We start from the raw sequence: 21,011 nt of genomic DNA, 5'->3' as shown, positions 1-21,011 counted from the left end.
GAAGCAGGTCCCGGCACCGAGCTCCAGACTCGGTGCCGGGGCCCCATTTTTTTGTCACGCCAGTGATATTTCCGGGCATCGACCAGGGCAGTGAGGATCATCCCGAATTCGGCGCGCCGCACAGTCTTTTACGGGTATTTCTTATTAGCCTCCGTAACTGCACGAAGTCGATCCGTCACGGATCGCATCCACTTCACTCCACCGGAGATGTCATGCACAAGCTTCGCAAGGCTGCCGTCCTGGTCGCTGCCCTCAGCAGCGTCGGACTCCTGAGCGCCGGCGCCGCCCACGCCGATCAGGGCGGCTTCGGCTCGGGCGAAGGCGGCCATCGCGGCGGTGGCGTCAACATTCTGCAGAGCACCACCTGCCGTTCGCACGACGCCAACGTCGACGTCCTCGGCCAGGTCGGCATCCTCAACGGCGTCGCGGGCAACCTGCTGAACGGCGAGGGCAACCCGGGCGCCCAGGACACCCACCTGGGCTCGGACATGGGCTGCAACAACAGCGTCGGCAAGTAGCCGGCAAGTAAGCCGGAAAGTCAGAACAGTCCTCGGTGCCCCGGCCGGTCGGCCGGGGCACCCGGGCTTTCACAGGGCCGGAATGCCGAAATGCCGGATCGGGAGTCGCCCCGGTCCGGCACTCGTCGATCGCACCTCAGAAATCGAAGTGCGGGGTCGTGACACGGGGCGCCGTGACATGAGGCGCCGTGACATGGAACGCCCTGATGTGGGGCCGCTTGAACCCCTTGGGCGTCGGGGCCTTGTTGGTGCAGTCCACCACCGGCCCGACATGCGTCGACCCGTTGTTGAGCATGCCGTCCTCGGGCAGCACCAGTCGCGGGCGCGAGATCGTCGAGCAGCTCTGCGACTGCTTGACGACGAAGGTGCCGTGCTTGCCCTTGTGGATGCTCTCGCTCTTGTGCACGCAGACGGTTTCCCCTGCCGCGTTGGTCTTGCAGTCACGCGGGTTCTCGTCCGCCTGCGCGTGCACGGCCCCGACACAGATCACGGCGAGACTTCCGAGGATTCCCGAGACGGTTGCGATTTTCTGCCGACTGAACATGCGCTGTGTTCCTTTGATCGATATATCGGTACAGCCCGGACGCGCACCCTGATGGGTTCACTGCGCGTCCGGGCTGCCTTTGCCGTTGAGGGTTTTGTTCAGGTCGTTGCGCCAGGGGCTTCTTTACCTGGAGCCGTACGGGGTGGCGTACTGCGGCGCGTACTGCGGCGCCGCCTGGGGGGCGGCGTACTGAGGCGCGTACTGCGGCGCGGCAATGTACTGGGGGGCGACGTACTGGGGCACGAAGTACTGGGGCGCGGGCTGAGGTGCGGCCATCGGGGCGGCCTGCGGCGCGGCCGGCGGCGCGAAGTTGACGTTCATCGGCGCGAAGTACGGAGCGGCCTGCGGGGCAGCATACGGAGCCGCCTGCGGGGCGTCGTGCGGAGCCCATCCCCCGCCGCCGCCGTAGGCCACAGCGTTGGCCTGCGAGGAAGCCACCGCGGTGGCCCCGCCGCCCCAGCCGTCGGTGGCGCTGCTGACGCCGGCCCCGAGGGCGGAGAGCCCCGCGACCGCTGCAATCACTGCCGCGGCGCGCTGAAACTTGCGCATGATTAGACCCTTTCCTAGCTGGGCGGGAAGCCCTGGCTCGACTACTTAATGTGAGCATATACACACGAAACGTAGTCATTTGGGATCTTGGGCCCTTCTGTGCACCGTGTCGGCTTATGCCAAAGCAGCCTTCCGCCCGCTCGGCCGCGGACTCGGAGAGGGAAAGGGATGTTGCAGGACGGGCAGTTGATGATGCGGTTCGGTCGCGCACTCGGCGCTCTCCCGTAAAACGACGATTCCCCCGGCCCAAGTCACGGGCGGGAAGCGGCAGTCACCCATCTGCCGCGGGCAGAGATAAAACGGCACAGAAAAAGCGGACGGCCGGTCCGGGTCGCCCCGGTCCGGCCGTCCGCCGCTTGGAAGTGCGGGCCTCAGCCCAGCAGGCCACCGGGCAGTTCCGAGGGGGTGTCCTTGTCGTCGACCCCAGCAGCGTTGGGGGAACAGGTCACCTCGGGGCCGATCTTGGTGCTCCCGCTGTTCAGCAGGGGGATGACGGGCAGCTCCATGGGCGTCTGCGGGGTGCAGGTGTTGGCCCGGCGGACGATGAAGTCCTCACCGTCGGACGTCTTGCCCGCGAACCGCTGGACACACGTGACGTCGCCCGACGCGCTCACCGTGCAGGCTCCCGGGCCCGCCGCCGCATACGCCTGAGTGGCTCCGGTGCAGGTCACGGCGAGGCCGCACAGAAGCCCCGAGACGGCCGCGATCTTCTTCCTACTGAGCATGTGATCCGTTTCCTTTGTGAGGGGCACCCGGGCGCCGTGCGCCGCGGACCGGCCCGTTTCGCCTACGAAGTGAAGGGCTGACCTGCCGAAGGAACTTCCAGTGCCATCACGAACGCATGCGGGCCACCGGCGCGGCCTCGCGCTCCGGGCGGCCACACGTGAACGGGCCCCTGCGGGGGGTGACCCCGAGGGGCTCGCGGAAAGCGTCGCGCACGATTACGAAGTGAAGGCGTTGTTGAACTGACCGCAGGTGGTGTCGAAGGTCTCGGAGAGACCGAGCACGCCGATCGGGAGGTCGCCGTCGGCCACGGTCTGCGGACTGCACTCCTGGTACGGCCGGTAGTGCTCCGTCACCTTCGGCTTGGTGTCGCGAACGTGGCCGTGGCCGTGGGCGTAGGCGGTGCCGGCGCCGGCACCGATGACGGAGAGACCGCCAGCCGCCACTGCTGCTGCGATCATGGCCTGTTGAAGCTTGCGCATGAAACCCTCGGTCCTTCATTGCCTGGATGTCGAGGCAGATTGCCTACTGTGACTGGACGAACACTAGCAGTAACAACTAGGTATTCCACACTGCCGGATATCCCGTGTCCACTCGACGCGCGGCAACTCCGGCTTACGCAAAGTCCGTTCGAAGGAGCGCGTATTCTCCCCGTACGAGAATGGGGGCCACTCGCCCCCGGCCGGGATGAACTCCGGTTTCTCGAGCGCGACTTGTTCGTATGTTGAAATGCCCGGACGAGTGAATAGCGGTGTCCCGCAGACCGATTGGCGCACATCCGCCGATCACTCAATCCACTCAAAAGTGGGAACACCCCATGTTCCGGGTATCTCCTTTCGCGGTCGCGGCATTCCCTTGATCGGGTCCGCCCGATTCGGGCTCCAACTTCGACAGGAGACGCCCGTGCGAATCACCGACATCCAGCGCTGCGAAGTCCGGCCAGGACGGCTCGTCGAGTGGGCGCTCAGTCCGGCGACCGTCACCGTGGCGGCGGCCCTTCCGGAGGACCCCCGGCCGCCGGCGTACGTCCAGGAGTCGCACATCAGGACCGCCCGATCGGTGCACGAGGACGGCCTGTTCGTGCCGACCTGGGTCGGTACGGCATTCGACATCCCGGGCAGGATCGACCTCGACGCCCTGCAGGACGCACTGCGCAGCTGGACGCTCCGGCACGAGACGCTGCGCAGCGGATTCCGCTGGGACGGCGACGAGATGCGCCGTTTCACGCTCGCCACCGAGGACGTGTCCCTCCACCGGGAGGACATCGGCGACTTCCCCGACGCGACGCGGCTCGTCCAGCACCTCCAGGACCGCTTCGATTCCTCCGCGAGCGCGCTGAGCTGGCCCAACTTCCTCTACGCGGCGGTCGTCAGGGACGACGGCGCGAGCCTGTACATCGCCTTCGACCACAGCAATGTCGACTCCTACTCCATCCAGCGCATGCCCGCCGAGATCAACGAGCTCTACACGGCGGCCGCCGAGGGACGCCCCGTGGAGGAGTCACCGGTCGGCAGCTACGTCGACTTCTGCGAGATCGAGCGCGCGGACGCGGACCGGATCGACGGCACCCACGCCATCGTCGGCCGCTGGCGGGACTTCATCCGGCGGTGCAACGGCAAGCTGCCCAACTTCCCCGTCGACCTGGGCGTCGAGCCCGGCGGTGACCTGCCCAGGCAGAAGCTGATGCGCGAGATGCTCGTCGACGCGGACGCCGCCGCGGCGTTCGAGTCGTACTGCCGGCCCTTCGGCGGCAGCCTCGTCGGCGTCCTGGCCGCCACCAGCCTCATCGTCCACGAGATCGGCAAACAGCCCGTCTACCGCGCCGTCGTGCCCTTCCACACCCGGGTGAAGTCCAAGTGGTCCAACTCCGTGGGCTGGTACGTCGGCGGCGCCCCGATCGAGGTCGCCATCGACGAGGCACCCGATTTCCCCACCGCGCTGACCGCCGTGCGCGCCGAACTGCAGGCCAACAGGTCGCTGGCGCGCATGCCGCTCGCCCGCGTACTGCGGCTGCTCGGCGAGGACTTCCGGCCGACCTCGCCCGACCTGTACTCGATCGTCTCGTTCGTCGACGCACGAGGCATCCCCGGGGCCGAGCGCTGGGACGAGCTGGCGGCCTACGGACTGGTGCGGGTGTCCTACGGCGACCAGGTGTGCATCTGGCTGAACCGGCTGCACGAGGGGCTGTGGTTCACCTGCCGCTACCCCGACACCGACATCGCGTACAAGAACATGCGGCTGTACGTCGAGCGGCTGCGGGACGTCATCCTCACCGTGGCCGGCGAGCAGCGCGCCAGCGAACTCGCACCGCACGACCTTGCCGGGTGAACGCACGAACAGGGGCGGCCCCGCATGGGACCGCCCCTGTTCACCGAGCCCCCTGTCGGATTCGAACCGACGACCTTCGCTTTACAAGAGCGGCGCTCTGACCAGCTGAGCTAAGGAGGCCTGCACGCAAGCTTCGCGTGCGTGCCCGTGCAGTGTACCCAGGTCCCGGCCGGCCCCTGTCGAAAATTTCCGCGAAGTTCACAGGCCCGGGGGTACTGACAGATCAGGCGAACGCCAGGTAGCGTCCTGAGCCAGTTCACCCTCGTGGACTACACCACCACCTTCCTACAACGGATCGTCCGGCACGTTCCTGCCGGTAGAAGGGGGCCCATCACCATGGCCACTGTTACGTTCGACAAGGCGACCCGGATCTACCCGGGCACCGAGAAGCCCGCCGTCGACGGTCTGGAGATCGAAGTCGGGGACGGCGAGTTCCTCGTCCTCGTCGGTCCGTCCGGCTGCGGCAAGTCCACCTCGCTCCGCATGCTCGCGGGGCTCGAGGACGTGAACGCCGGCGCCATCCGCATCGGTGACCGCGACGTCACGCACCTGCCGCCGAAGGACCGGGACATCGCCATGGTGTTCCAGAACTACGCGCTGTACCCGCACATGACCGTCGCCGACAACATGGGCTTCGCGCTCAAGATCGCCGGCGTCAACAAGGCAGAGATCCGCAAGAAGGTCGAAGAGGCCGCGAAGATCCTCGACCTCACCGAGTACCTGGACCGCAAGCCGAAGGCCCTCTCCGGTGGTCAGCGTCAGCGTGTCGCGATGGGCCGCGCCATCGTCCGTGAGCCGCAGGTCTTCCTCATGGACGAGCCGCTGTCCAACCTGGACGCCAAGCTCCGTGTGTCCACCCGTACGCAGATCGCGTCGCTGCAGCGCCGTCTCGGCATCACCACCGTCTACGTCACCCACGACCAGGTCGAGGCCATGACGATGGGCGACCGCGTGGCCGTGCTCAAGGACGGTCTGCTCCAGCAGGTCGACTCGCCGCGCAACATGTACGACAAGCCCGCCAACCTCTTCGTCGCCGGCTTCATCGGCTCCCCCGCCATGAACCTGGTCGAGGTCCCGATCACCGACGGCGGCGTGAAGTTCGGCAACAGCGTCGTCCCGGTCAACCGTGACGCCCTGAAGGCCGCCTCCGACAAGGGCGACCGCACCGTCACCGTCGGTGTCCGTCCCGAGCACTTCGACATCGTCGAGGAGGGTGGCGGCGTCGCCGCCACCCTGTCGAAGGACACCGAGGACAAGCCGGCCGGTCTCGCGGTCTCCGTGAACGTCGTCGAGGAGCTCGGCGCCGACGGCTACGTCTACGGCACCGCCGAGGTCGGCGGCGAGACCAAGGACCTGGTCGTGCGTGTCGAGGGCCGCCGGGTGCCGGAGAAGGGCTCGACCCTGCACGTGGTGCCCCGCCCGGGCGAGACCCACGTGTTCTCGACCTCCACGGGTGAGCGTCTCACCGACTGAGGCCACTCGGCCGACCGGCAACTTCCGAAACACCCATCCCGGGTAATTCACCCAGGTTGACGAAGATGGGCCCCGCAGACCCCTGCGGGGCCCCTCTCGTTGTCGATATTTACCCCGGCACATCGGTCATTTCGAGCACCGTGCGTCAACTTCACGCCCGATCCGAAGCGGCTTTTCGTCCCCCGAATTGATTACTAAATGTCGCCAAATCATCACCTGGCGCTACTCTCACTCGCGTGAAGCACTCCACTAACCAACAGACGCGACGCGGCCGGGGCCCCGCCCGCCGGATCGGCCGCACGCTCGCCCTTGTCCTGCCCGTCGTCCTGGTGCTTTCCGGGACCCTCGCGGTCACCCGAGTCAACTGGACGGGAAACCCCTCGGACTCGGTGCTCACCGCCTCCGACGCGTCCGACATCACCTCGGACGCCAAGGCCGCCCACCGCGCCCCCGAGGACGTGCTGCGCGACAAGCTCCTGGGCGAGCTCCAGGAGGAGGACCCGGGCACGGTCCTCACGCACCTGCAGCAGGCCGTGAACGAGCGCCCGTCGCTCGCAAAGCACTGCGTGTCCATCGCCCGGTCCCTGGGCCGCGCCGCGGTCCGCATGTACGGCCCCACACGCGCCCAGTCGTACGCCCGCCCGGTCTGCGACACGTCCTTCGCCTCGGGCGTCGCCGCCGCGCTCAGCTGAGCCGGGACCCGTCCCTCCTCCGCCGTGGACCCTATGGACGGTTCGGAGGAGGGTAACGGCTGATTAAGGAACGGCGGCAGGCTCCGGGCGTGGGCGGGACGCACCGTACAGTTCGGTCATGACCCATCCGAGCGCCGCGTCCCGCCCCGTTCAAGCCGTCGTCCTGGCAGGTGGCCAGGGCTCACGGCTGCGTCCGTACACCGACGACCGGCCCAAGCCGATGGTCGAGATCCCCGGTACGGGGACTCCGATCATCGGCCATCAGCTTGTCTGGCTGGCCGAGGAGGGCGTGACGGACGTGGTGGTCAGCTGCGGCCATCTCGCCGAGGTGCTGCAGGACTGGCTGAACTCCGCCGACCTGCCGGTGAAGGTGACGACGGTCGTCGAGACGGAGCCGCTCGGACGGGGCGGCGGGCTGAAGTACGCCGCCGCCCATCTCCCGCACCCTGACCAGCCCTGGTACGCCACCAACGGCGACATCTGGACCCGGTTCTCGCTGCGGGACATGGCCGACTTCCACACGGAGCGCGACGCGGTCGCGACGCTGGCCCTGGCCCGGCCGCGCATCCCGTGGGGCGCGGTGAAGACGGACGGCTTCGGGCACATCACGGACTTCATCGAGGCGCCGCCGTCGACGTTCGAGATCAACGCGGGTGTGTACGTCTTCTCTTCCGAGTTCGCTGATCTGCTTCCGGAGCGGGGGGATCACGAGCGTACGACGTTTCCCCATCTGGCTCGTGAGCGGCGGCTGGCCGGGTTCACGATCCCGCAGGGGGCGTACTGGCGCGCCATCGACACGGCCAAGGACCTGACCGAGGCGGCGAAGGAGCTGGCCGCTCTGGGGCGGTGAGAGCTCGGGGGGTGCGGTTGTTTTTCGGCTGCCGGGTCGGTGGGGGTTGATCGCGCAGTTCCCCGCGCCCCTTCGGGGCGCTACAGCACCGCATGTCGAAAAGGTCCCGCACGTTTTTGTGCGGGACCTTTTCGTATGGACCCGGTAGCCGTCGGCCTGGTTCAGCCCAGTAGGCCGCCCACCAGGCCTGGCTCGCCGGAGGAGGAGCCTCCGGAACTCGTGCCGCCTTCTCCGCCGCCGGAGGTGGGGCCGGAGCTGGTGCTGGGGGCGCCGCCGGACGGTGAGGAGTGCTGGCGCGGGGTGCGGCCCGCGGTGCCCTGGGTCTGGCTGGGGGCGCCGCCGGTCGCGGTGGCGCCCGGTGTGGTCGCCGCGCCGGAGGGCGTGGAACCGGCGGTGGCGCCGTGGCTCGGCGTCTTCGAGGCCGAGGGCGACTGGCTGTGCCGCTTGTGCGGCTCCTGCGGGAGCGGGGATCCCGGCAGTTCGTTGCGCGGGGCCTCGCCGGGACCGGGGACGATGACACGGTCGGCGTCGCGGACCGCACCGCCGAGCAGTGAGCCCACGAGCAGGGTCAGGCCGGTCACGATCGCCGTGATGAGGGCGCCGCGGCGCAGGACGTAGGCGCGCAGGTCCCAGATGTCGGAGGCGGGTCCCAGACGCCGCCAGGCGCTGCCGGCGAGGCGGCCGTCGACGGAGTAGACGGGGGCGCCGGCGATGATCAGCGGGGACCAGGCGGCGAGGTAGATGATGTCGGGGGCGTCGTAGGCGGGAACGGTCTTCCAGCTGACGGTGACGATCAGCGCGGCCGACAGCAGTGCGCCGAAGACGGCGGCGACCCGCTGCCAGCAGCCCAGCACCGTGAGCACGCCGACGACGACCTGTGCGAAGGCGATGACCAGGCCGGAGCCGACGGGGTGCTGCAGGGCGAACTGCCGCAGCGGCTCGGCGACCTCCCACGGGTGCAGGGTGTTCAGCCACTTGACCATGGAGCCGCGCTTGCCGCCGTCGAAGTAGACGGGGTCGCACAGCTTGCCCATGCCGGCGTAGATGGAGATGAAGCCGAGGAAGATGCGCAGGGGCAGCAGGACGACGCCGAGGTTCATCCGGCGGCCCGGGTAGTAGGCGTGCCGTGCCGGGTCGACGGCCTGGCGCCTGGCGGGCCGGTCGGCGTCCTCCTCGTCGAATTCGCCGAACTCGTCGGAGTCGTCGAACCCCTCGGGGTCGTCGAAGTCCTCGCGGTCGTCGAAGTCCTCGAACTGCCGGCCGCCGTAGGCCTGTTCCTCGTCGTAACCGCTGCCGGCGGTGCGCATGCCGGGCAGGAGGCGGGTGCCGACGACGTCGCCCGCGGGGCGGCCGCGCTGGGCGCCGACGATCGGGGTCTCTACGGTCTGTTCCAGCTCGTCGTAGGCCTCGTCGTAGCCGCCGACCTCCACGCGCGGGATGACCTGGGTGGCTCCCGCGTCGACGGACTGGTCGTCGCCGTGCCGGACGCTGCCGCCGCGCACGGCCTGGAGCAGGCGGTGCGCGCCGGTGTCGTCGGGGGCCGACCTGCCGCTCCAGACGACCGGCCGACGGCGGGCGCCCGCGCCCGCTCGGCTCGCGGCGGTACCGGCGGCGGGCGTGCGGGTGGCGTCCTGGGTGGCGGTCAAGTGCCGTGCGATCCGCGGCGATCGGGTGCGGGCCGAGGCGCCGAGCTGCACACGGAAGCTCGCATGATTGACGATGACCTGCGCCGGATCGCTCGGCACCTTCACCATGCTCAGCGCGGGAGCGTCATCGAATCCCGACGGGCCGTCCCCCGGGGGCGTGCGGGGTGTTCTGGTGTCCACACTCATCTAACCGAGTGACGTGTCGTTAGGACACTGCTTTGACCCGCCGGATGTGTCCGGATCGCGTCAACGTTGTCCGGGACGCCCAGATTGACCCGCACGAGTGATGGCGCGAACGCGTGTTCAGCCGGCGACTCCCGTCAGACCCGCCGCCGAGCCGCCTCGTACAGCACGATCCCGGCCGCCACGCCCGCGTTCAGCGACTCGGCGCCGCCCGGCATCGGAATCCGCACCCGGAAGTCGCAGGTCTCGCCGACGAGCCGGGACAGGCCCTTGCCCTCGCTGCCGACCACGATCACGACCGGGCCATGCAGGGCCTCCAGTTCACCGATCTCGTGCTCACCGTCGGCGGCGAGGCCGACGACCGCGATGCCCTGCTTCTTGTACGCCTCCAGGGCGCGCGTCAGGTTGGTGGCGCGGGCGACGGGCGTACGGGCGGCGGTGCCGGCGGACGTCTTCCAGGCGCCGGCCGTCATACCGGCCGCGCGCCGCTCGGGGACGACCACGCCGTGGCCGCCGAAGGCGGAGACGGAACGGACGACGGCACCCAGGTTGCGCGGGTCGGTCACGCCGTCGAGGGCGACGATCAGCGGGTCCTCGCCCTCGTCGTAGGCGGCGCTCGCCAGGTCCTCGGGGTGGGCGTACTCGTACGGCGGGACCTGGAGGACGAGCCCCTGGTGGTTGAGGCCGTTGGTCATGCGGTCGAGCTCGGGGCGGGGGGCCTCCATGAGGTTGATCCCGCCGCGCTCGGCGGCCAGTTGGAGGGCCTCGCGGACACGCTCGTCGTTGTCGATGAACTGCTGGACGTAGAGCGTGGAGGCGGGCACGCCCTCGCGCAGCGCCTCGACCACCGGGTTGCGGCCCACGACCAGTTCGGACGACGACTTGCCGCCGCGGCCGCGCGGCACGGGACGGCGCTGCGTCTGCTTTGCCTTGGCGGTCGCGATGCGGTTCTTCTTGTGCCCCTTGCGCATCTCGGCGGGCGGGGTCGGGCCCTTGCCCTCCAGGCCCTTGCGCCGCTGGCCGCCACTGCCGACCTGCGCGCCCTTCTTGCCGGACATGCGGCGGTTGTTGGCTGCCATGACCTACCTGTCTGCTCTCAATAAGGGGGAAGTGTGCGTTCGTACGTCTATGAAGTGTGCCGCCCGGACGGCCGGGCGGCACAATCGATCTTCTGATCAGCTGCGCGCTCAGCGGGGGCCGAGGCTCCAGCGGGGACCCTGCGGGCCGTCCTCGATGGCGAGACCCGACTGGCCCAGCTGGTCACGGATGGCGTCCGCGGTGGCCCAGTCCTTGCGGCCGCGGGCCGCCTCGCGCTGGTCGAGGACCAGGCGTACGAGGCTGTCGACCACGCCGTGCAGATCGTCACCGCGGTCGGCCTCGCCGGCCCAGTGCTCGTCGAGCGGGTCGAGCCCGAGGACGCCGAGCATGGCGCGCACCTCGGCGAGGCGGGCCACGGCGGCTTCCTTGTCGTCGGCGGCGAGGGCGGAGTTCCCCTGCCGGACCGTGGTGTGCACGATCGCCAGGGCCTGCGGCACGCCCAGGTCGTCGTCCATCGCCTCGGCGAAGGCGGGCGGCACCTCGGCGGACGGCTCGACGGGACCGGCCTTCTCCACCACGCGCTGGATGAAGCCCTCGATGCGCGCGAACGCCGACTCGGCCTCGCGCAGCGACTCCTCGCTGTACTCGATCATCGAGCGGTAGTGCGGGGTGCCGAGGTAGTAGCGCAGCACGATCGGGCGCCAGGTCTTGACCATCTCGGAGACGAGGACGCTGTTGCCCAGCGACTTCGACATCTTGTCGCCCGCCATGGTCACCCAGGCGTTGTGCACCCAGTACTGCGCGAAGTCGTCGCCGAAGGCCTTGGCCTGGGCGATCTCGTTCTCGTGGTGCGGGAAGATCAGGTCGAGTCCGCCGCCGTGGATGTCGAAGGCGGTGCCCAGGTACTTGTGCGCCATGGCCGAGCACTCCAGGTGCCAGCCGGGACGGCCCCGGCCCCAAGGCGTCGCCCAGGTCGGCTCGCCCGGCTTGGCCGACTTCCACATGGCGAAGTCGCGCGGGTCGCGCTTGCCGGTCTCGCCGGTGCCCGAGGGCTGCTGGAGGTTGTCGAGTTCCTGCCGCGACAGCTCCAGGTAGCCCGGGAAGGAGCGCACGTCGAAGTAGACGTTGCCGTCCACCTCGTAGGCGTGTCCGCGCTCGATGAGGCCCTGCATCATCTCGACCATCTCGGTGACATGGCCGGTCGCCCGCGGTTCGTACGTCGGCGGGAGGCAGCCGAGCGCGGTGTAACCGTCGTTGAACGCGCGCTCGTTCTCGTAACCGATCGACCACCAGGGGCGGTTCTGCTCGGCCGCCTTCGCGATGATCTTGTCGTCGATGTCCGTGACGTTCCTGATGAACGTCACGTCATAGCCGCGGTATTCGAACCAGCGGCGCATGATGTCGAAGTTGAGGCCCGACCGGATGTGCCCGATGTGCGGGGCCGCCTGCACGGTGGCACCACAGAGGTAGATCGAGACACAACCCGGTGTGAGCGGGGCGAAGTCACGGATCTGCCGGGCGTTGGTGTCGTACAGGCGAATGGTCACCACTCCAGGGTAGTGGGCGCGGGGCAGTGCCTTGCGCCCCTTCCGCTCAAGGGGGACGGTTTCGTGACGTTCACCCCCGTCCGGCCCGCACCACCAGTGCCGTCGCGATCGCCATCAGGCCCTCTTCGCGGCCGGGGAAACCGAGCCCGTCCGTCGTGGCGCCCGATACCGACACCGGTGCTCCGGCCGCCTCGGACAGCAGCTTCTGCGCCTCGTCGCGGCGCTTGCCGATCTTCGGGCGGGGGCCGACCACCTGAACGGCGACGTTGCCGATGCGGAAGCCCGCCTCGCGGACGATGCGGGCGGCCTCCGTGAGGAGGGTGACGCCGGAGGCGCCCGACCACTCGGGGCGGCCGGTGCCGAAGTGCTGTCCCAGGTCGCCGAGGCCGGCGGCGGAGAAGAGCGCGTTGCACGCGGCGTGTGCGACGACGTCCGCGTCGGAGTGGCCGGCCAGACCGGGGCCCTCGCCCTCCCACTTCAGGCCCGCGCACCACAGCTCGCGGCCCTCCTCGAAGGCGTGGATGTCGGTGCCGATGCCGACCTGGGGCAGCGGCCCGTCGAAGGAGTCAGAAGCCATCGTTCAGCCTCCGGCGGGCCAGGACCGCCTCCGCCAGGACCAGGTCCAGCGGGCGCGTGACCTTGAAGGCCTCCTCGTGGCCGGGTACGGCCACGACCTGCAGGCCCAGCTGCTCGATCATGCCGGCGTCGTCGGTGACGTCGCCGGTCACGGTCTCGTGGGCGTGGACGAGCGTGGCCCGTTCGAAGCCCTGGGGGGTCTGCACGGCGCGCAGGCGGGAGCGCTCCGGGGTGGCCACCACCGGCTCCGGCTCGCCCGGTGCCGCCGCCGGTTCGACCTCCTTGACGGTGTCGGCGAGGGGCAGCGCGGGCACGACGGCCGGCGCACCTTCCCGGACGGCCTCGATCACGGCGTCCACCGTGTCCACCGGGACCAGCGGCCGTGCCGCGTCGTGCACCAGCACGATGTCGTAGCCGGGCGGCAGGGCGTCGAGGCCGAGTTTCACGGACTCCTGGCGCGAGTCGCCGCCCGGGACGACGAGGAAGTCGGTCCGCTCGGGCAGCGCATGGGCGTCGAGAAGCGACTTGACCTCGGGCGCGCCGTCGGGCGGCGCCACGACGACGACCAGGGAGACCGCGCGGGACGCGGCCATGGCCCGCACGGCATGGATGAGCATGGGCGTGCCGCCCAGCGCGCGGAGCGCCTTGGGGGCGCCCGGACCGAGGCGTACACCCCGTCCGGCGGCCGGAATCACCGCTGCCGTACGGGTTCCGGCGGGCGAAGGGCGCGAATCGTCAGACATCGGTTCCTGTCAGGTTTGTGTGCTGGCCTTGCGTGGGTATGGCCTGGGAAGTGCCGGGCGCGACGCCTTGACCGGACCCTTCCGTGACACCGGTCGAGCCAGCTGCCCGGGCCCGGCACGCCAAGTATCGCGGGGGAACCTCCCCGACTGTGACGATGTACGCAAGGCGCCTGGGTATGAACATGCCGCAGCGCCCGGCGACATGAAATACGTCATCGGGCACCGCGGCATTTCAATGTACTGAGTGCTGAAGCGGGCTTGCGCCTGCTGTCAGGTTCAGGACGCGAGAACCTCGTCGAGCAGAGCCTCGGCCTTGTCCTCGTTCGTGTTCTCCGCGAGGGCGAGTTCGCTCACCAGGATCTGGCGGGCCTTGGCGAGCATCCGCTTCTCGCCGGCGGACAGTCCGCGCTCGCGCTCACGACGCCACAGGTCACGCACTACTTCCGCGACCTTGATGACATCGCCGGAGGCGAGCTTCTCCAGGTTTGCCTTGTAACGACGGGACCAGTTCGTGGGCTCCTCGGCATACGGCGCGCGCAGCACCTCGAAGACCCGGTCCAGCCCGTCCTGACCGACCACATCACGTACGCCGACGAACTCCGCATTGTCCGCTGGCACACGTACCGTCAGGTCACCCTGGGCGACCTTCAGCACCAAGTAGGTCTTGTCCACGCCTTTGATCTGGCGAGTTTCGATGGCCTCGATCAGCGCGGCCCCGTGATGGGGATAGACCACGGTGTCGCCAACCTTGAACGTCATGTGACAGGTACCCCTTCCGTGGCTATCCAGGGTAACACGGAAACCGCGGGTTCTGAATGGCGTTTTCGCAGGTCAGGGCATATCTCGGGGCTTGACAACAGCAACAGGAACGTGCTGCGCGGGCCCCGCGGAAGAAGGTATTCGCAGGTGGGAGCGGCTCTCCGGGGGAGGAGAAACGCGTACGTTACACACATCCGGAGGTCCCTCCAAGGGGAGGAACATCCGCATATGTCCGGTTCCAAGTGTGCGACTTCCGCTACTCCGTTCGGTGTCAGGAGTCGCTTCCGCGTCGATTCCGGAATTGATCACGGGCACCCGACTGCGTGGCCTGTTGTTCTGTGGCTTGTTCCGTGTGGTGATCAATTCCGGGGGTGGCTGCGCATTCCTTCACGGAAATTTTGCGCCCCGTCGGACGGGGTATGCCGGGGGACTTATGCGAATGCCGGACGGGCGTGGCCTACCCCCTGTGGACTACTCGCTGGTGAGCCATGCCGGGGCCACAGGGAGGGTCGGGTGCGGCGACTCGGGGGCGGCTCGGTAACCTAAGGCCGCTGACAGACACTTAGGGCGGCTTTACGGGTCGCCACGCTCGAGTCAAGGAGTTGCCGCCGCCGTGAGCAGCAGCCTTCGACGCGGTGCCCTCGCCGCCGCCGCCATCGCGTTCTCGATCGCCTCGCTCGCCGCGTGCGGCGCGGGCGGCGACGCCCAGACGCTGCAGGTCAAGCCGGACAACGCGGCGGCCAAGGTCGGGAAACTGAAGGTCCAGAACGTCCTGATCATCACGCAGCCCGACCTGCAGTCGACGGGTCCCGCCGCGATCGCCGCGACCCTCTTCAACAATGGGGACACCCCGGAGACGCTGGACTCGATCACACTGCCCGGGACCGGCAAGAGCGCCGAGCTCAAGCCCGCCAAGGGCAAGGGTCCGCTGACCGTCCCGGCCCACGGTTCCCTCGTGATCGGCGGCCAGGGCAACGCCTCGGCCTCCCTGCCCAGCAGCCGCGAGGCCGTCCAGGACGGCAACGCGCAGCAGATCACCTTCACCTTCAGCCAGACCGGCGCGGTGAGCCTGCGGGCGTTCGTGGTGCCGTCCGACAGCTACTTCAAGAAGTGGGGGCCGAGCGAGGTCCCGACGGGCGTGCCGAGCACCAGCCCCTCGCCGAGCAAGAGCACGACGGCGTCCCCGAACCCGTCCGCCTCGAAGCCGTCCACGTCGGCCACCCCGACCGACGCGGCCTCCGCGAGCGTCTCGCCGTCGAAGCCGGCCGCCAGGCACTGAGCACGCGTACGAGTACGACGAAGGGCGGGACCTCACCAGGAGGTCCCGCCCTTCGCCGTAAGGCCCGATGGTCGGCCTACGGCTCGAACTTGTAACCCAGGCCACGCACCGTCACCAGGTACCTCGGCGCCCCGGGGTCCGGCTCGATCTTGGCGCGCAGGCGTTTGACGTGGACGTCGAGGGTCTTGGTGTCGCCGACGTAGTCGGCACCCCAGACGCGGTCGATGAGCTGCATGCGGGTCAGGACCCGGCCGGCGTTGCGCAGGAGCATCTCCAGCAGGTCGAACTCCTTGAGGGGCAGGTCGACCTTGGAGCCCGAGACCGTGACCACATGGCGGTCCACGTCCATGCGGACCGGGCCGGCCTCCAGGGCGGCCGGGGTGACCTCCTCGGGCTCGCCGCGGCGCCGCAGGACGGCCCGGATGCGGGCGACCAGCTCACGCGAGGAGAACGGCTTGGTGACATAGTCATCGGCTCCTATCTCCAGGCCGACCACCTTGTCGATCTCGCTGTCCTTGGCGGTCACCATGATGACGGGGACGTTGGAGCGGCCGCGCAGCTGACGGCACACCTCGGTGCCCGGCAGCCCGGGCAGCATCAGGTCGAGGAGGACGAGGTCGGCGCCGTTGCGCTCGAACTCGTCGAGTCCGTCGGGGCCCGTGGTCGCCACTGCGACCTCGAAGCCCTCCTTGCGGAGCATGTACGACAGGGCGTCGGAGAAGGACTCCTCGTCCTCGACGACAAGCACTCGGGTCACGGAAGGACCTCCGGGGCAGGAAGCGGTTCGTACGGGGATGACTGGGGGGTGTTTCGGTCGGCCTCGTCGTCGAGATCGTCCGGGTCGGGGTGGTGCTGCGCGCGGTCGCGGGCAGCACCCGCCTCCGGCAGCCTCAGGGTGAACGTGGAGCCCTGACCCTCGGAGCTCCACACCGTGACCTCCCCGCCGTGCGAGGCGGCCACGTGCTTGACGATCGCGAGTCCCAGCCCCGTGCCGCCGGTGGCACGGGAGCGGGCGGGGTCCACGCGGTAGAAGCGCTCGAAGATGCGCTCCTTGTCCTTGTCGGAGATGCCGATGCCCTGGTCGGTCACGGCGACCTCGATGTGGTCACCGCCGGGCGCGGTCACCCGGCGGGCTGCTATGCCCACGCGGGTGCGGGCGGGCGAGTAGTTGACGGCGTTCTCGACAAGGTTGCCCAGGGCGGCGGCCAGCTGACCCCTGTTGCCCCAGACGTGCAGGTCGGCGGTGCCGCCGGCGGCCATGGTGATCTGCTTGGCGCCGGCCTGGTGGCGGCAGCGGTCGATGGCCTCGGCGACCAGTTCGTCCACGCGGACGGGTTCGGCGTCCTCGAGGGGGTCGTCGTTCTGCACCCGGGACAGGTCGATGAGTTCCTGCACCAGGCTGGTGAGCCGGGTGGCCTCGATCTGCATCCGGCCGGCGAAGCGCTCCACCGCCTCCGGGTCGTCCGAGGCGTCCATGACGGCCTCGGAGAGGAGGGAGAGAGCGCCGACGGGAGTCTTCAGCTCGTGGCTCACATTGGCGACGAAGTCGCGTCGTACCGCCTCGATGCGGCGGGCCTCGGTGAGGTCCTCGACCAGCAGGAGCACCAGCCGGGAGCCGAGCGGGGCCACGCGCGCGGAGACGGCGAGCGCGTCGCCGCCCCGCCCTGTGCCCCGCCGTGGCAGGTCCAGCTCGACCTGGCGTATCTCCCCGTCCCGCCGGGTGTCCCGGGCCATCTGCAGCATCGGTTCCACGGAGAGCCTGCCACCGCGGACCAGGCCCAGGGCGTACGCCGCGGAGCTGGCCTTGACGACCGCGTCGGCCTCGTCGAGGACGACGGCCGAGGAACGGAGCACGGACAGGACGGTGTCCACACCCGGCGGAAGCACCGGGTCCGTGTGCAGGGAGGTGCGGGTGGGGCGTTTCTGCTCCCGCTCGCTCCAGCGGAACGCCAGCATGGCGATCACGCCGGTGAGCACCCCGGCGATCGCTGCCGCTGCGGCGACCGCCGCGTTCACGTCCATGCAAACAGGTTAGGCATGGGGTACGACATCACCACAGCCGTCGAGGTGCGAGCTCGAACACTCGTCGCCCAGAGTTCACCTTGGAGCCAGTGATGGTTCATTTGGGATGACGGAAACGGACGCGTGCGGGCCGGAACGTGGGAGCGTGGGGTGCGAAGCGCCGTTTTTGAACTGCCGGTTTTCGGCCGACGGACGCACGAGCCCCTGCCCCCGGCAGCCCCGAAGGACACGTAAGAGAGGGATCCCTGATGCGGGACGCGTACCACGAGGAACTGGATTCGATCGGCGACGGTCTGGTGGAGATGGCCCGGCTGGTCGGGTCGGCGATCGGGCGCGCCACGACCGCCATCCTCGACTCCGACCTCAAGCTGGCCGAGAACGTGATCGAGGCCGACAAGAAGGTCGACCAGCTCCAGCACGACCTCGAGGCCCGGGCCATAGCCCTGCTGGCCCGTCAGCAGCCGGTGGCCACGGATCTCCGTATCGTCGTCACCTCGCTCCGCATGTCGGCCGACCTGGAGCGTTCGGGCGACCTGGCGCAGCATGTCGCGAAGCTCGCCCGCCTCCGCTTCCCGGAGCGTGCGATCCCGCACGACCTGCACGCGACCATCCTGGAGATGGGCCAGCTCGCGCAGCGCCTGATGGCCAAGGCGGCCGAGGTGATCATCACCAAGGACGTCGACCTGGCGCTCCAGCTGGAGCAGGACGACGACGAGATGGACCTGCTGCACCGCACCCTCTTCCAGCACCTGCTGGACGACCGCTGGCAGCACGGCATCGAGACGGCGGTGGACGTCACCCTCCTCGGCCGCTACTACGAGCGGTTCGCCGACCACGCGGTGTCGGTCGCCAAGCGCGTGGTGTTCCTGGTGACGGGTGAGCACGCGGACGAGCTGCAGGCCGACGTCCAGCCGGAGATCCAGCCGGTGGGCGGGGGCGACGGGGCGTAGAGCCGAGGGATCCCGGGGGGCGTGAACGCCGACTGCAGGGCGTGTGGACGCCACAGTGCGCCGTTGATGCGCCCGGCAGAGCGGGCATGCAATGGGCACAGGCACCAGCCTCTAGGCCTCCAGGAGGACCCATGGCCGAAGCCCCCACCACGCCCGACCCGACGCAGGAGCGCGAGACGGACCAGCCCGCCGAGATCAAGAGCCTCCCGCTCTTCGGCGCGTGCGGCTGCGGCTCGGGCTGCGGCTGCGGGTGCCAGTCGGGTAATCCCTGTCAGTGCGGTTGACGGCGTACGGCTGTTCCAGCGGTGAAGGGTCCCGGTCTTTGTGCCGGGGCCCTTCTCAGCGTTCGCCCGCGCCGTCGTACGGGCGCAGCATGGAGAGGTCGGAAGGAGGTGCGGCGTCATGGCGCAGTTCATGGACGTACACCACGGGATGAAGGGCATCACGGCCGAGCAGCTGCAACAGGCCCACCAGGCGGACCTCGCCATAGAGGAGGACGAGGGCGTCCACTTCGAAAAGGCCTGGGCGGACCCCGAGTCCGGCACGGTCTACTGCCTCTCGGAGGCCCCCTCGGCGGAGGCGGTGCAGCGCATCCACGAGCGGTCGGGTCACAGGGCGGACGAGGTGCATGCGGTGCCGCTGTCGGTCTGACCTCGACGCGTGATCTGCGAACGGCCCCCTGCCTGCGGGAGTACGCGGGCAGGGGGCCGTGACCGTAGGGGGTGCACCCGGTAGAAAGCGCGGCTCATTCGCCCTTCTGGGTGAACATGGCGATCAGGTCGCGGGCGGTGTTGGCCTCGGAGTCGATCCCGGGCATCTCGCCGCCCTCGAAGGTTGCGGCCTCGGCGCTGCGGGGGAACATGGCCTGTTCGTACTCGGTGAGCGCGGCCTCGGTGTCGTCCGGGTGCGCGGCTATGGCCTTGCCGAGTTCAGCGCCGTCGAGCATGGCGAGGTTGGCGCCCTCGCCGTTGGGGGCCTGGAGGTGGGCGGCGTCGCCGAGCAGGGTCACGCCCGGCACCCGGTCCCAGCGGTGCCCGGTCGGCAGGGCGTGCAGGGAACGCAGGACCGGGGCGGTGTCGCTGTCGGTGATCAGCCCGGTGAGTTCCCGCGCCCAGCCCTCGAACTCGGCCGCGATCCGTGCGGTCGCCGCGGCGGCATCGGTGAAGTCGATCGCGGCGAACCAGTCCAGCGGCTTGGCCAGCGCCACGTACATGTGCAGGGTGTCGCCGCTCTCCCGGTGGGCGAAGATCTCCCTGCCCGGCGAGGGCGCGATCATCATCCCGCCGCCGACCGCCTTCGCGGCGGCGGGATGCCGGGTGTCGGCCTCGTACAGATAGGTCTCGACGAACGACGTGCCGGTGTACGTGGGTGTGGCGTCGGAGAGCAACGGCCGGACCCGTGACCATGCGCCGTCCGCACCGACCAGCAGGCTGGTGACGAGAGTCGTGCCGTTCGCGAAGGTCACCTCGTGGCGCCCCTCGCCGAGGGCACGCGTGCCGCTGACCTTGTGCCCCCACCGGATGGTGCCCGCCGGGAGCGAGTCGATCAGCATCTGCCGCAGCTCGCCGCGCATCGCCTCGGGGCGTCCGCCGTTGCCGTCGTCCTCCTTGTCGAGCAGGACGGTCCCGTCCGGGTCGAGGACCCGCATCGCCTCGCGGCCCTCCAGGACGATGGCGCGGAACTCGTCCATCAGACCGGCGGCCTGGAGGGCGAGCTGCCCGTTGTAGTCGTGGATGTCGAGCATCCCGCCCTGTGCGCGGGCCGACGGGGAGGTCTCCGCCTCGTAGACGGTGGCCGGGATGCCGTGGACGTGCAGAACGCGGGCGAGCGTGAGTCCGCCGAGTCCGGCGCCGATGATCGTGACAGGTGTGCGCATGGTGACTCCTCAGGGATACGGGCCGCCCGGCGAGCTCCGGGCGGCCCCGTCCCTGGAAGGTGTCAGCCCCCGCCGACGTGCCGCCTACATCGCACCGACAGCCACCGACGACTCGCCTGCATCCGCCCGACAGCGATCGGACTGGCCCAGAAAATCGAACACATGCTTGAATTTGGCCATGCGACCGTTTCCCGACGACCTCGCCCAGGCGCAGCAGGACTGGAGCGCCACCTACCGCCGGCTCGCGGAGCACCCCGGCCGCACCGAGTTGCGCCGGCGGCTGCACCGGTTGTCGGCCCAGCTGTACTTCCACCCCTACTGGCAACAACGGCGTCCGAGCCCCGCAGCCTGGTGGGAACTGCGTGACCTGGGACGATCACACGGAACCGCCGGTGAGCGGGTTCCTCGATGACACGCTGGAGTGCAGGCCCGGACATCCCGGATGATCCTGAAGGCATGGCCGGACCGATTCGCGTGATCGTGCACCCACCGTCACCCACGGGAGGCCGACGCGTGCGCGTGGACGGCGAGATCCTCGGGCTGGCGTACAACGTGGCCGACGTCGCGGAGTTCCTCCGCCGGGCGGGGTTGGAGATCGACCCGGCGGACGTGGCGCACTCGCCGTGGATCGACTGGCGGGGAGTGGGGCCGGAACACTGGGGCCCGGAGGCGTGACGGAAGCCGCGGGTGATGAAGAGGCTCCCTGACTGCGCCT

23 protein-coding genes and 1 tRNA gene are annotated in these 21,011 nt (G+C 69.5%); 10 read left to right on the top strand and 14 right to left on the bottom strand.

Annotation, left to right across the window (positions count from 1 at the left end; genetic code table 11):
* Positions 1-212 precede the first annotated feature (212 nt).
* Positions 213-518, top strand: coding sequence for a hypothetical protein (locus ACWCRD_RS07945; RefSeq protein WP_450965070.1), 306 nt, complete (start codon positions 213-215; stop codon positions 516-518).
* A 136-nt stretch (positions 519-654) separates the two neighbouring features.
* Here ACWCRD_RS07945 and ACWCRD_RS07940 read toward each other — a convergent pair whose 3' ends face one another.
* The 4 genes from ACWCRD_RS07940 to ACWCRD_RS07925 all read right to left on the bottom strand — a co-directional run bounded on the left by ACWCRD_RS07940 (position 655) and on the right by ACWCRD_RS07925 (position 2,816).
* A complete protein-coding gene (locus tag ACWCRD_RS07940) occupies positions 655-1,062 on the bottom strand; it encodes a hypothetical protein (RefSeq protein WP_450965069.1) in 408 nt (135 codons plus the stop codon).
* Between the two features lie 123 nt (positions 1,063-1,185).
* On the bottom strand, positions 1,186-1,611 hold the full coding sequence (locus ACWCRD_RS07935; protein WP_450965068.1) for a hypothetical protein: 426 nt from the start codon (positions 1,609-1,611) through the stop codon (positions 1,186-1,188).
* Between the two features lie 371 nt (positions 1,612-1,982).
* On the bottom strand, positions 1,983-2,336 hold the full coding sequence (locus ACWCRD_RS07930) for a hypothetical protein (protein WP_450965067.1): 354 nt from the start codon (positions 2,334-2,336) through the stop codon (positions 1,983-1,985).
* Between the two features lie 216 nt (positions 2,337-2,552).
* Positions 2,553-2,816 carry a hypothetical protein gene (locus ACWCRD_RS07925; protein WP_450965066.1) on the bottom strand — a complete coding sequence of 88 codons (264 nt, stop codon included), beginning with the start codon at positions 2,814-2,816 and terminating at the stop codon, positions 2,553-2,555.
* 421 nt (positions 2,817-3,237) lie between these two features.
* On the opposite strand from ACWCRD_RS07925, the gene ACWCRD_RS07920 reads away from it, so the two are divergent.
* Complete coding sequence (locus tag ACWCRD_RS07920; protein ID WP_450965065.1) at positions 3,238-4,662, top strand: condensation domain-containing protein; 1,425 nt, start codon at positions 3,238-3,240, stop codon at positions 4,660-4,662.
* Between the two features lie 46 nt (positions 4,663-4,708).
* On the opposite strand, the gene ACWCRD_RS07915 is transcribed toward ACWCRD_RS07920, so the two are convergent.
* Positions 4,709-4,782, bottom strand: a tRNA-Thr gene (locus tag ACWCRD_RS07915).
* Positions 4,783-4,998: 216 nt separating this feature from the next.
* Here ACWCRD_RS07915 and ACWCRD_RS07910 point away from each other — a divergent pair.
* The 3 genes from ACWCRD_RS07910 (at position 4,999) to ACWCRD_RS07900 (ending at position 7,677) form a co-directional block, all read left to right on the top strand.
* The gene (locus ACWCRD_RS07910) at positions 4,999-6,135 is read left to right on the top strand and encodes an ABC transporter ATP-binding protein (protein WP_450965064.1); all 1,137 of its coding nucleotides are present in this window, start codon (positions 4,999-5,001) and stop codon (positions 6,133-6,135) included.
* A 236-nt stretch (positions 6,136-6,371) separates the two neighbouring features.
* Complete coding sequence (locus ACWCRD_RS07905; RefSeq protein WP_344399556.1) at positions 6,372-6,827, top strand: hypothetical protein; 456 nt, start codon at positions 6,372-6,374, stop codon at positions 6,825-6,827.
* Positions 6,828-6,945: 118 nt separating this feature from the next.
* Positions 6,946-7,677 carry a nucleotidyltransferase family protein gene (locus tag ACWCRD_RS07900; protein ID WP_450965063.1) on the top strand — a complete coding sequence of 244 codons (732 nt, stop codon included), beginning with the start codon at positions 6,946-6,948 and terminating at the stop codon, positions 7,675-7,677.
* 161 nt (positions 7,678-7,838) lie between these two features.
* On the opposite strand, the gene ACWCRD_RS07895 is transcribed toward ACWCRD_RS07900, so the two are convergent.
* The 6 genes from ACWCRD_RS07895 to ACWCRD_RS07870 all read right to left on the bottom strand — a co-directional run bounded on the left by ACWCRD_RS07895 (position 7,839) and on the right by ACWCRD_RS07870 (position 14,169).
* Complete coding sequence (locus ACWCRD_RS07895; protein ID WP_450965062.1) at positions 7,839-9,509, bottom strand: DoxX family membrane protein; 1,671 nt, start codon at positions 9,507-9,509, stop codon at positions 7,839-7,841.
* A gap of 134 nt (positions 9,510-9,643) precedes the next feature.
* A complete protein-coding gene (rlmB, locus tag ACWCRD_RS07890) occupies positions 9,644-10,585 on the bottom strand; it encodes a 23S rRNA (guanosine(2251)-2'-O)-methyltransferase RlmB (protein WP_450965061.1) in 942 nt (313 codons plus the stop codon).
* A gap of 108 nt (positions 10,586-10,693) precedes the next feature.
* Complete coding sequence (gene cysS / locus ACWCRD_RS07885) at positions 10,694-12,091, bottom strand: cysteine--tRNA ligase (protein ID WP_450965060.1); 1,398 nt, start codon at positions 12,089-12,091, stop codon at positions 10,694-10,696.
* A 70-nt stretch (positions 12,092-12,161) separates the two neighbouring features.
* A complete protein-coding gene (gene ispF / locus ACWCRD_RS07880; protein ID WP_450965059.1) occupies positions 12,162-12,668 on the bottom strand; it encodes a 2-C-methyl-D-erythritol 2,4-cyclodiphosphate synthase in 507 nt (168 codons plus the stop codon).
* Complete coding sequence (gene ispD, locus ACWCRD_RS07875; RefSeq protein WP_450760443.1) at positions 12,658-13,410, bottom strand: 2-C-methyl-D-erythritol 4-phosphate cytidylyltransferase; 753 nt, start codon at positions 13,408-13,410, stop codon at positions 12,658-12,660. The genes ispF and ispD overlap by 11 nt, the downstream gene beginning before the upstream one ends.
* Positions 13,411-13,686: 276 nt before the next feature.
* Positions 13,687-14,169 carry a CarD family transcriptional regulator gene (locus ACWCRD_RS07870; protein ID WP_003953493.1) on the bottom strand — a complete coding sequence of 161 codons (483 nt, stop codon included), beginning with the start codon at positions 14,167-14,169 and terminating at the stop codon, positions 13,687-13,689.
* A gap of 613 nt (positions 14,170-14,782) precedes the next feature.
* Between ACWCRD_RS07870 and ACWCRD_RS07865 the strand changes: the two genes are divergently transcribed.
* Complete coding sequence (locus tag ACWCRD_RS07865; protein ID WP_450965058.1) at positions 14,783-15,448, top strand: DUF461 domain-containing protein; 666 nt, start codon at positions 14,783-14,785, stop codon at positions 15,446-15,448.
* A 76-nt stretch (positions 15,449-15,524) separates the two neighbouring features.
* Here the strand turns inward: ACWCRD_RS07865 and ACWCRD_RS07860 are convergent, their stop codons facing one another.
* Together ACWCRD_RS07860 and ACWCRD_RS07855 are read right to left on the bottom strand one after the other, a co-directional pair.
* Positions 15,525-16,205, bottom strand: coding sequence for a response regulator transcription factor (locus ACWCRD_RS07860; protein ID WP_015659563.1), 681 nt, complete (start codon positions 16,203-16,205; stop codon positions 15,525-15,527).
* The gene (locus tag ACWCRD_RS07855; protein WP_450965057.1) at positions 16,202-17,470 is read right to left on the bottom strand and encodes a sensor histidine kinase; all 1,269 of its coding nucleotides are present in this window, start codon (positions 17,468-17,470) and stop codon (positions 16,202-16,204) included. The genes ACWCRD_RS07860 and ACWCRD_RS07855 overlap by 4 nt, the downstream gene beginning before the upstream one ends.
* Before the next feature lie 248 nt (positions 17,471-17,718).
* Between ACWCRD_RS07855 and phoU the strand changes: the two genes are divergently transcribed.
* The gene (gene phoU, locus ACWCRD_RS07850; RefSeq protein WP_450965056.1) at positions 17,719-18,420 is read left to right on the top strand and encodes a phosphate signaling complex protein PhoU; all 702 of its coding nucleotides are present in this window, start codon (positions 17,719-17,721) and stop codon (positions 18,418-18,420) included.
* Between the two features lie 402 nt (positions 18,421-18,822).
* The gene (locus ACWCRD_RS07845) at positions 18,823-19,071 is read left to right on the top strand and encodes an SCO4226 family nickel-binding protein (protein ID WP_450965055.1); all 249 of its coding nucleotides are present in this window, start codon (positions 18,823-18,825) and stop codon (positions 19,069-19,071) included.
* A 94-nt stretch (positions 19,072-19,165) separates the two neighbouring features.
* Here the strand turns inward: ACWCRD_RS07845 and ACWCRD_RS07840 are convergent, their stop codons facing one another.
* Entirely contained in the window at positions 19,166-20,296 is a 1,131-nt protein-coding gene (locus tag ACWCRD_RS07840) for an FAD-dependent oxidoreductase (protein WP_450965054.1), read from the bottom strand.
* A gap of 178 nt (positions 20,297-20,474) precedes the next feature.
* Here ACWCRD_RS07840 and ACWCRD_RS07835 point away from each other — a divergent pair, with 178 nt between their 5' ends.
* Positions 20,475-20,708 (top strand): hypothetical protein, encoded by a 234-nt coding sequence (locus ACWCRD_RS07835; RefSeq protein ID WP_450965053.1) that lies wholly within the window; start codon positions 20,475-20,477, stop codon positions 20,706-20,708.
* A gap of 44 nt (positions 20,709-20,752) precedes the next feature.
* The gene (locus ACWCRD_RS07830; protein WP_344399543.1) at positions 20,753-20,971 is read left to right on the top strand and encodes a hypothetical protein; all 219 of its coding nucleotides are present in this window, start codon (positions 20,753-20,755) and stop codon (positions 20,969-20,971) included.
* Positions 20,972-21,011: the final 40 nt, after the last annotated feature.

It is taken from the genome of Streptomyces sp. NPDC002092 (assembly GCF_053593775.1).
This window is presented reverse-complemented; position numbering and strand designations above follow the sequence as displayed.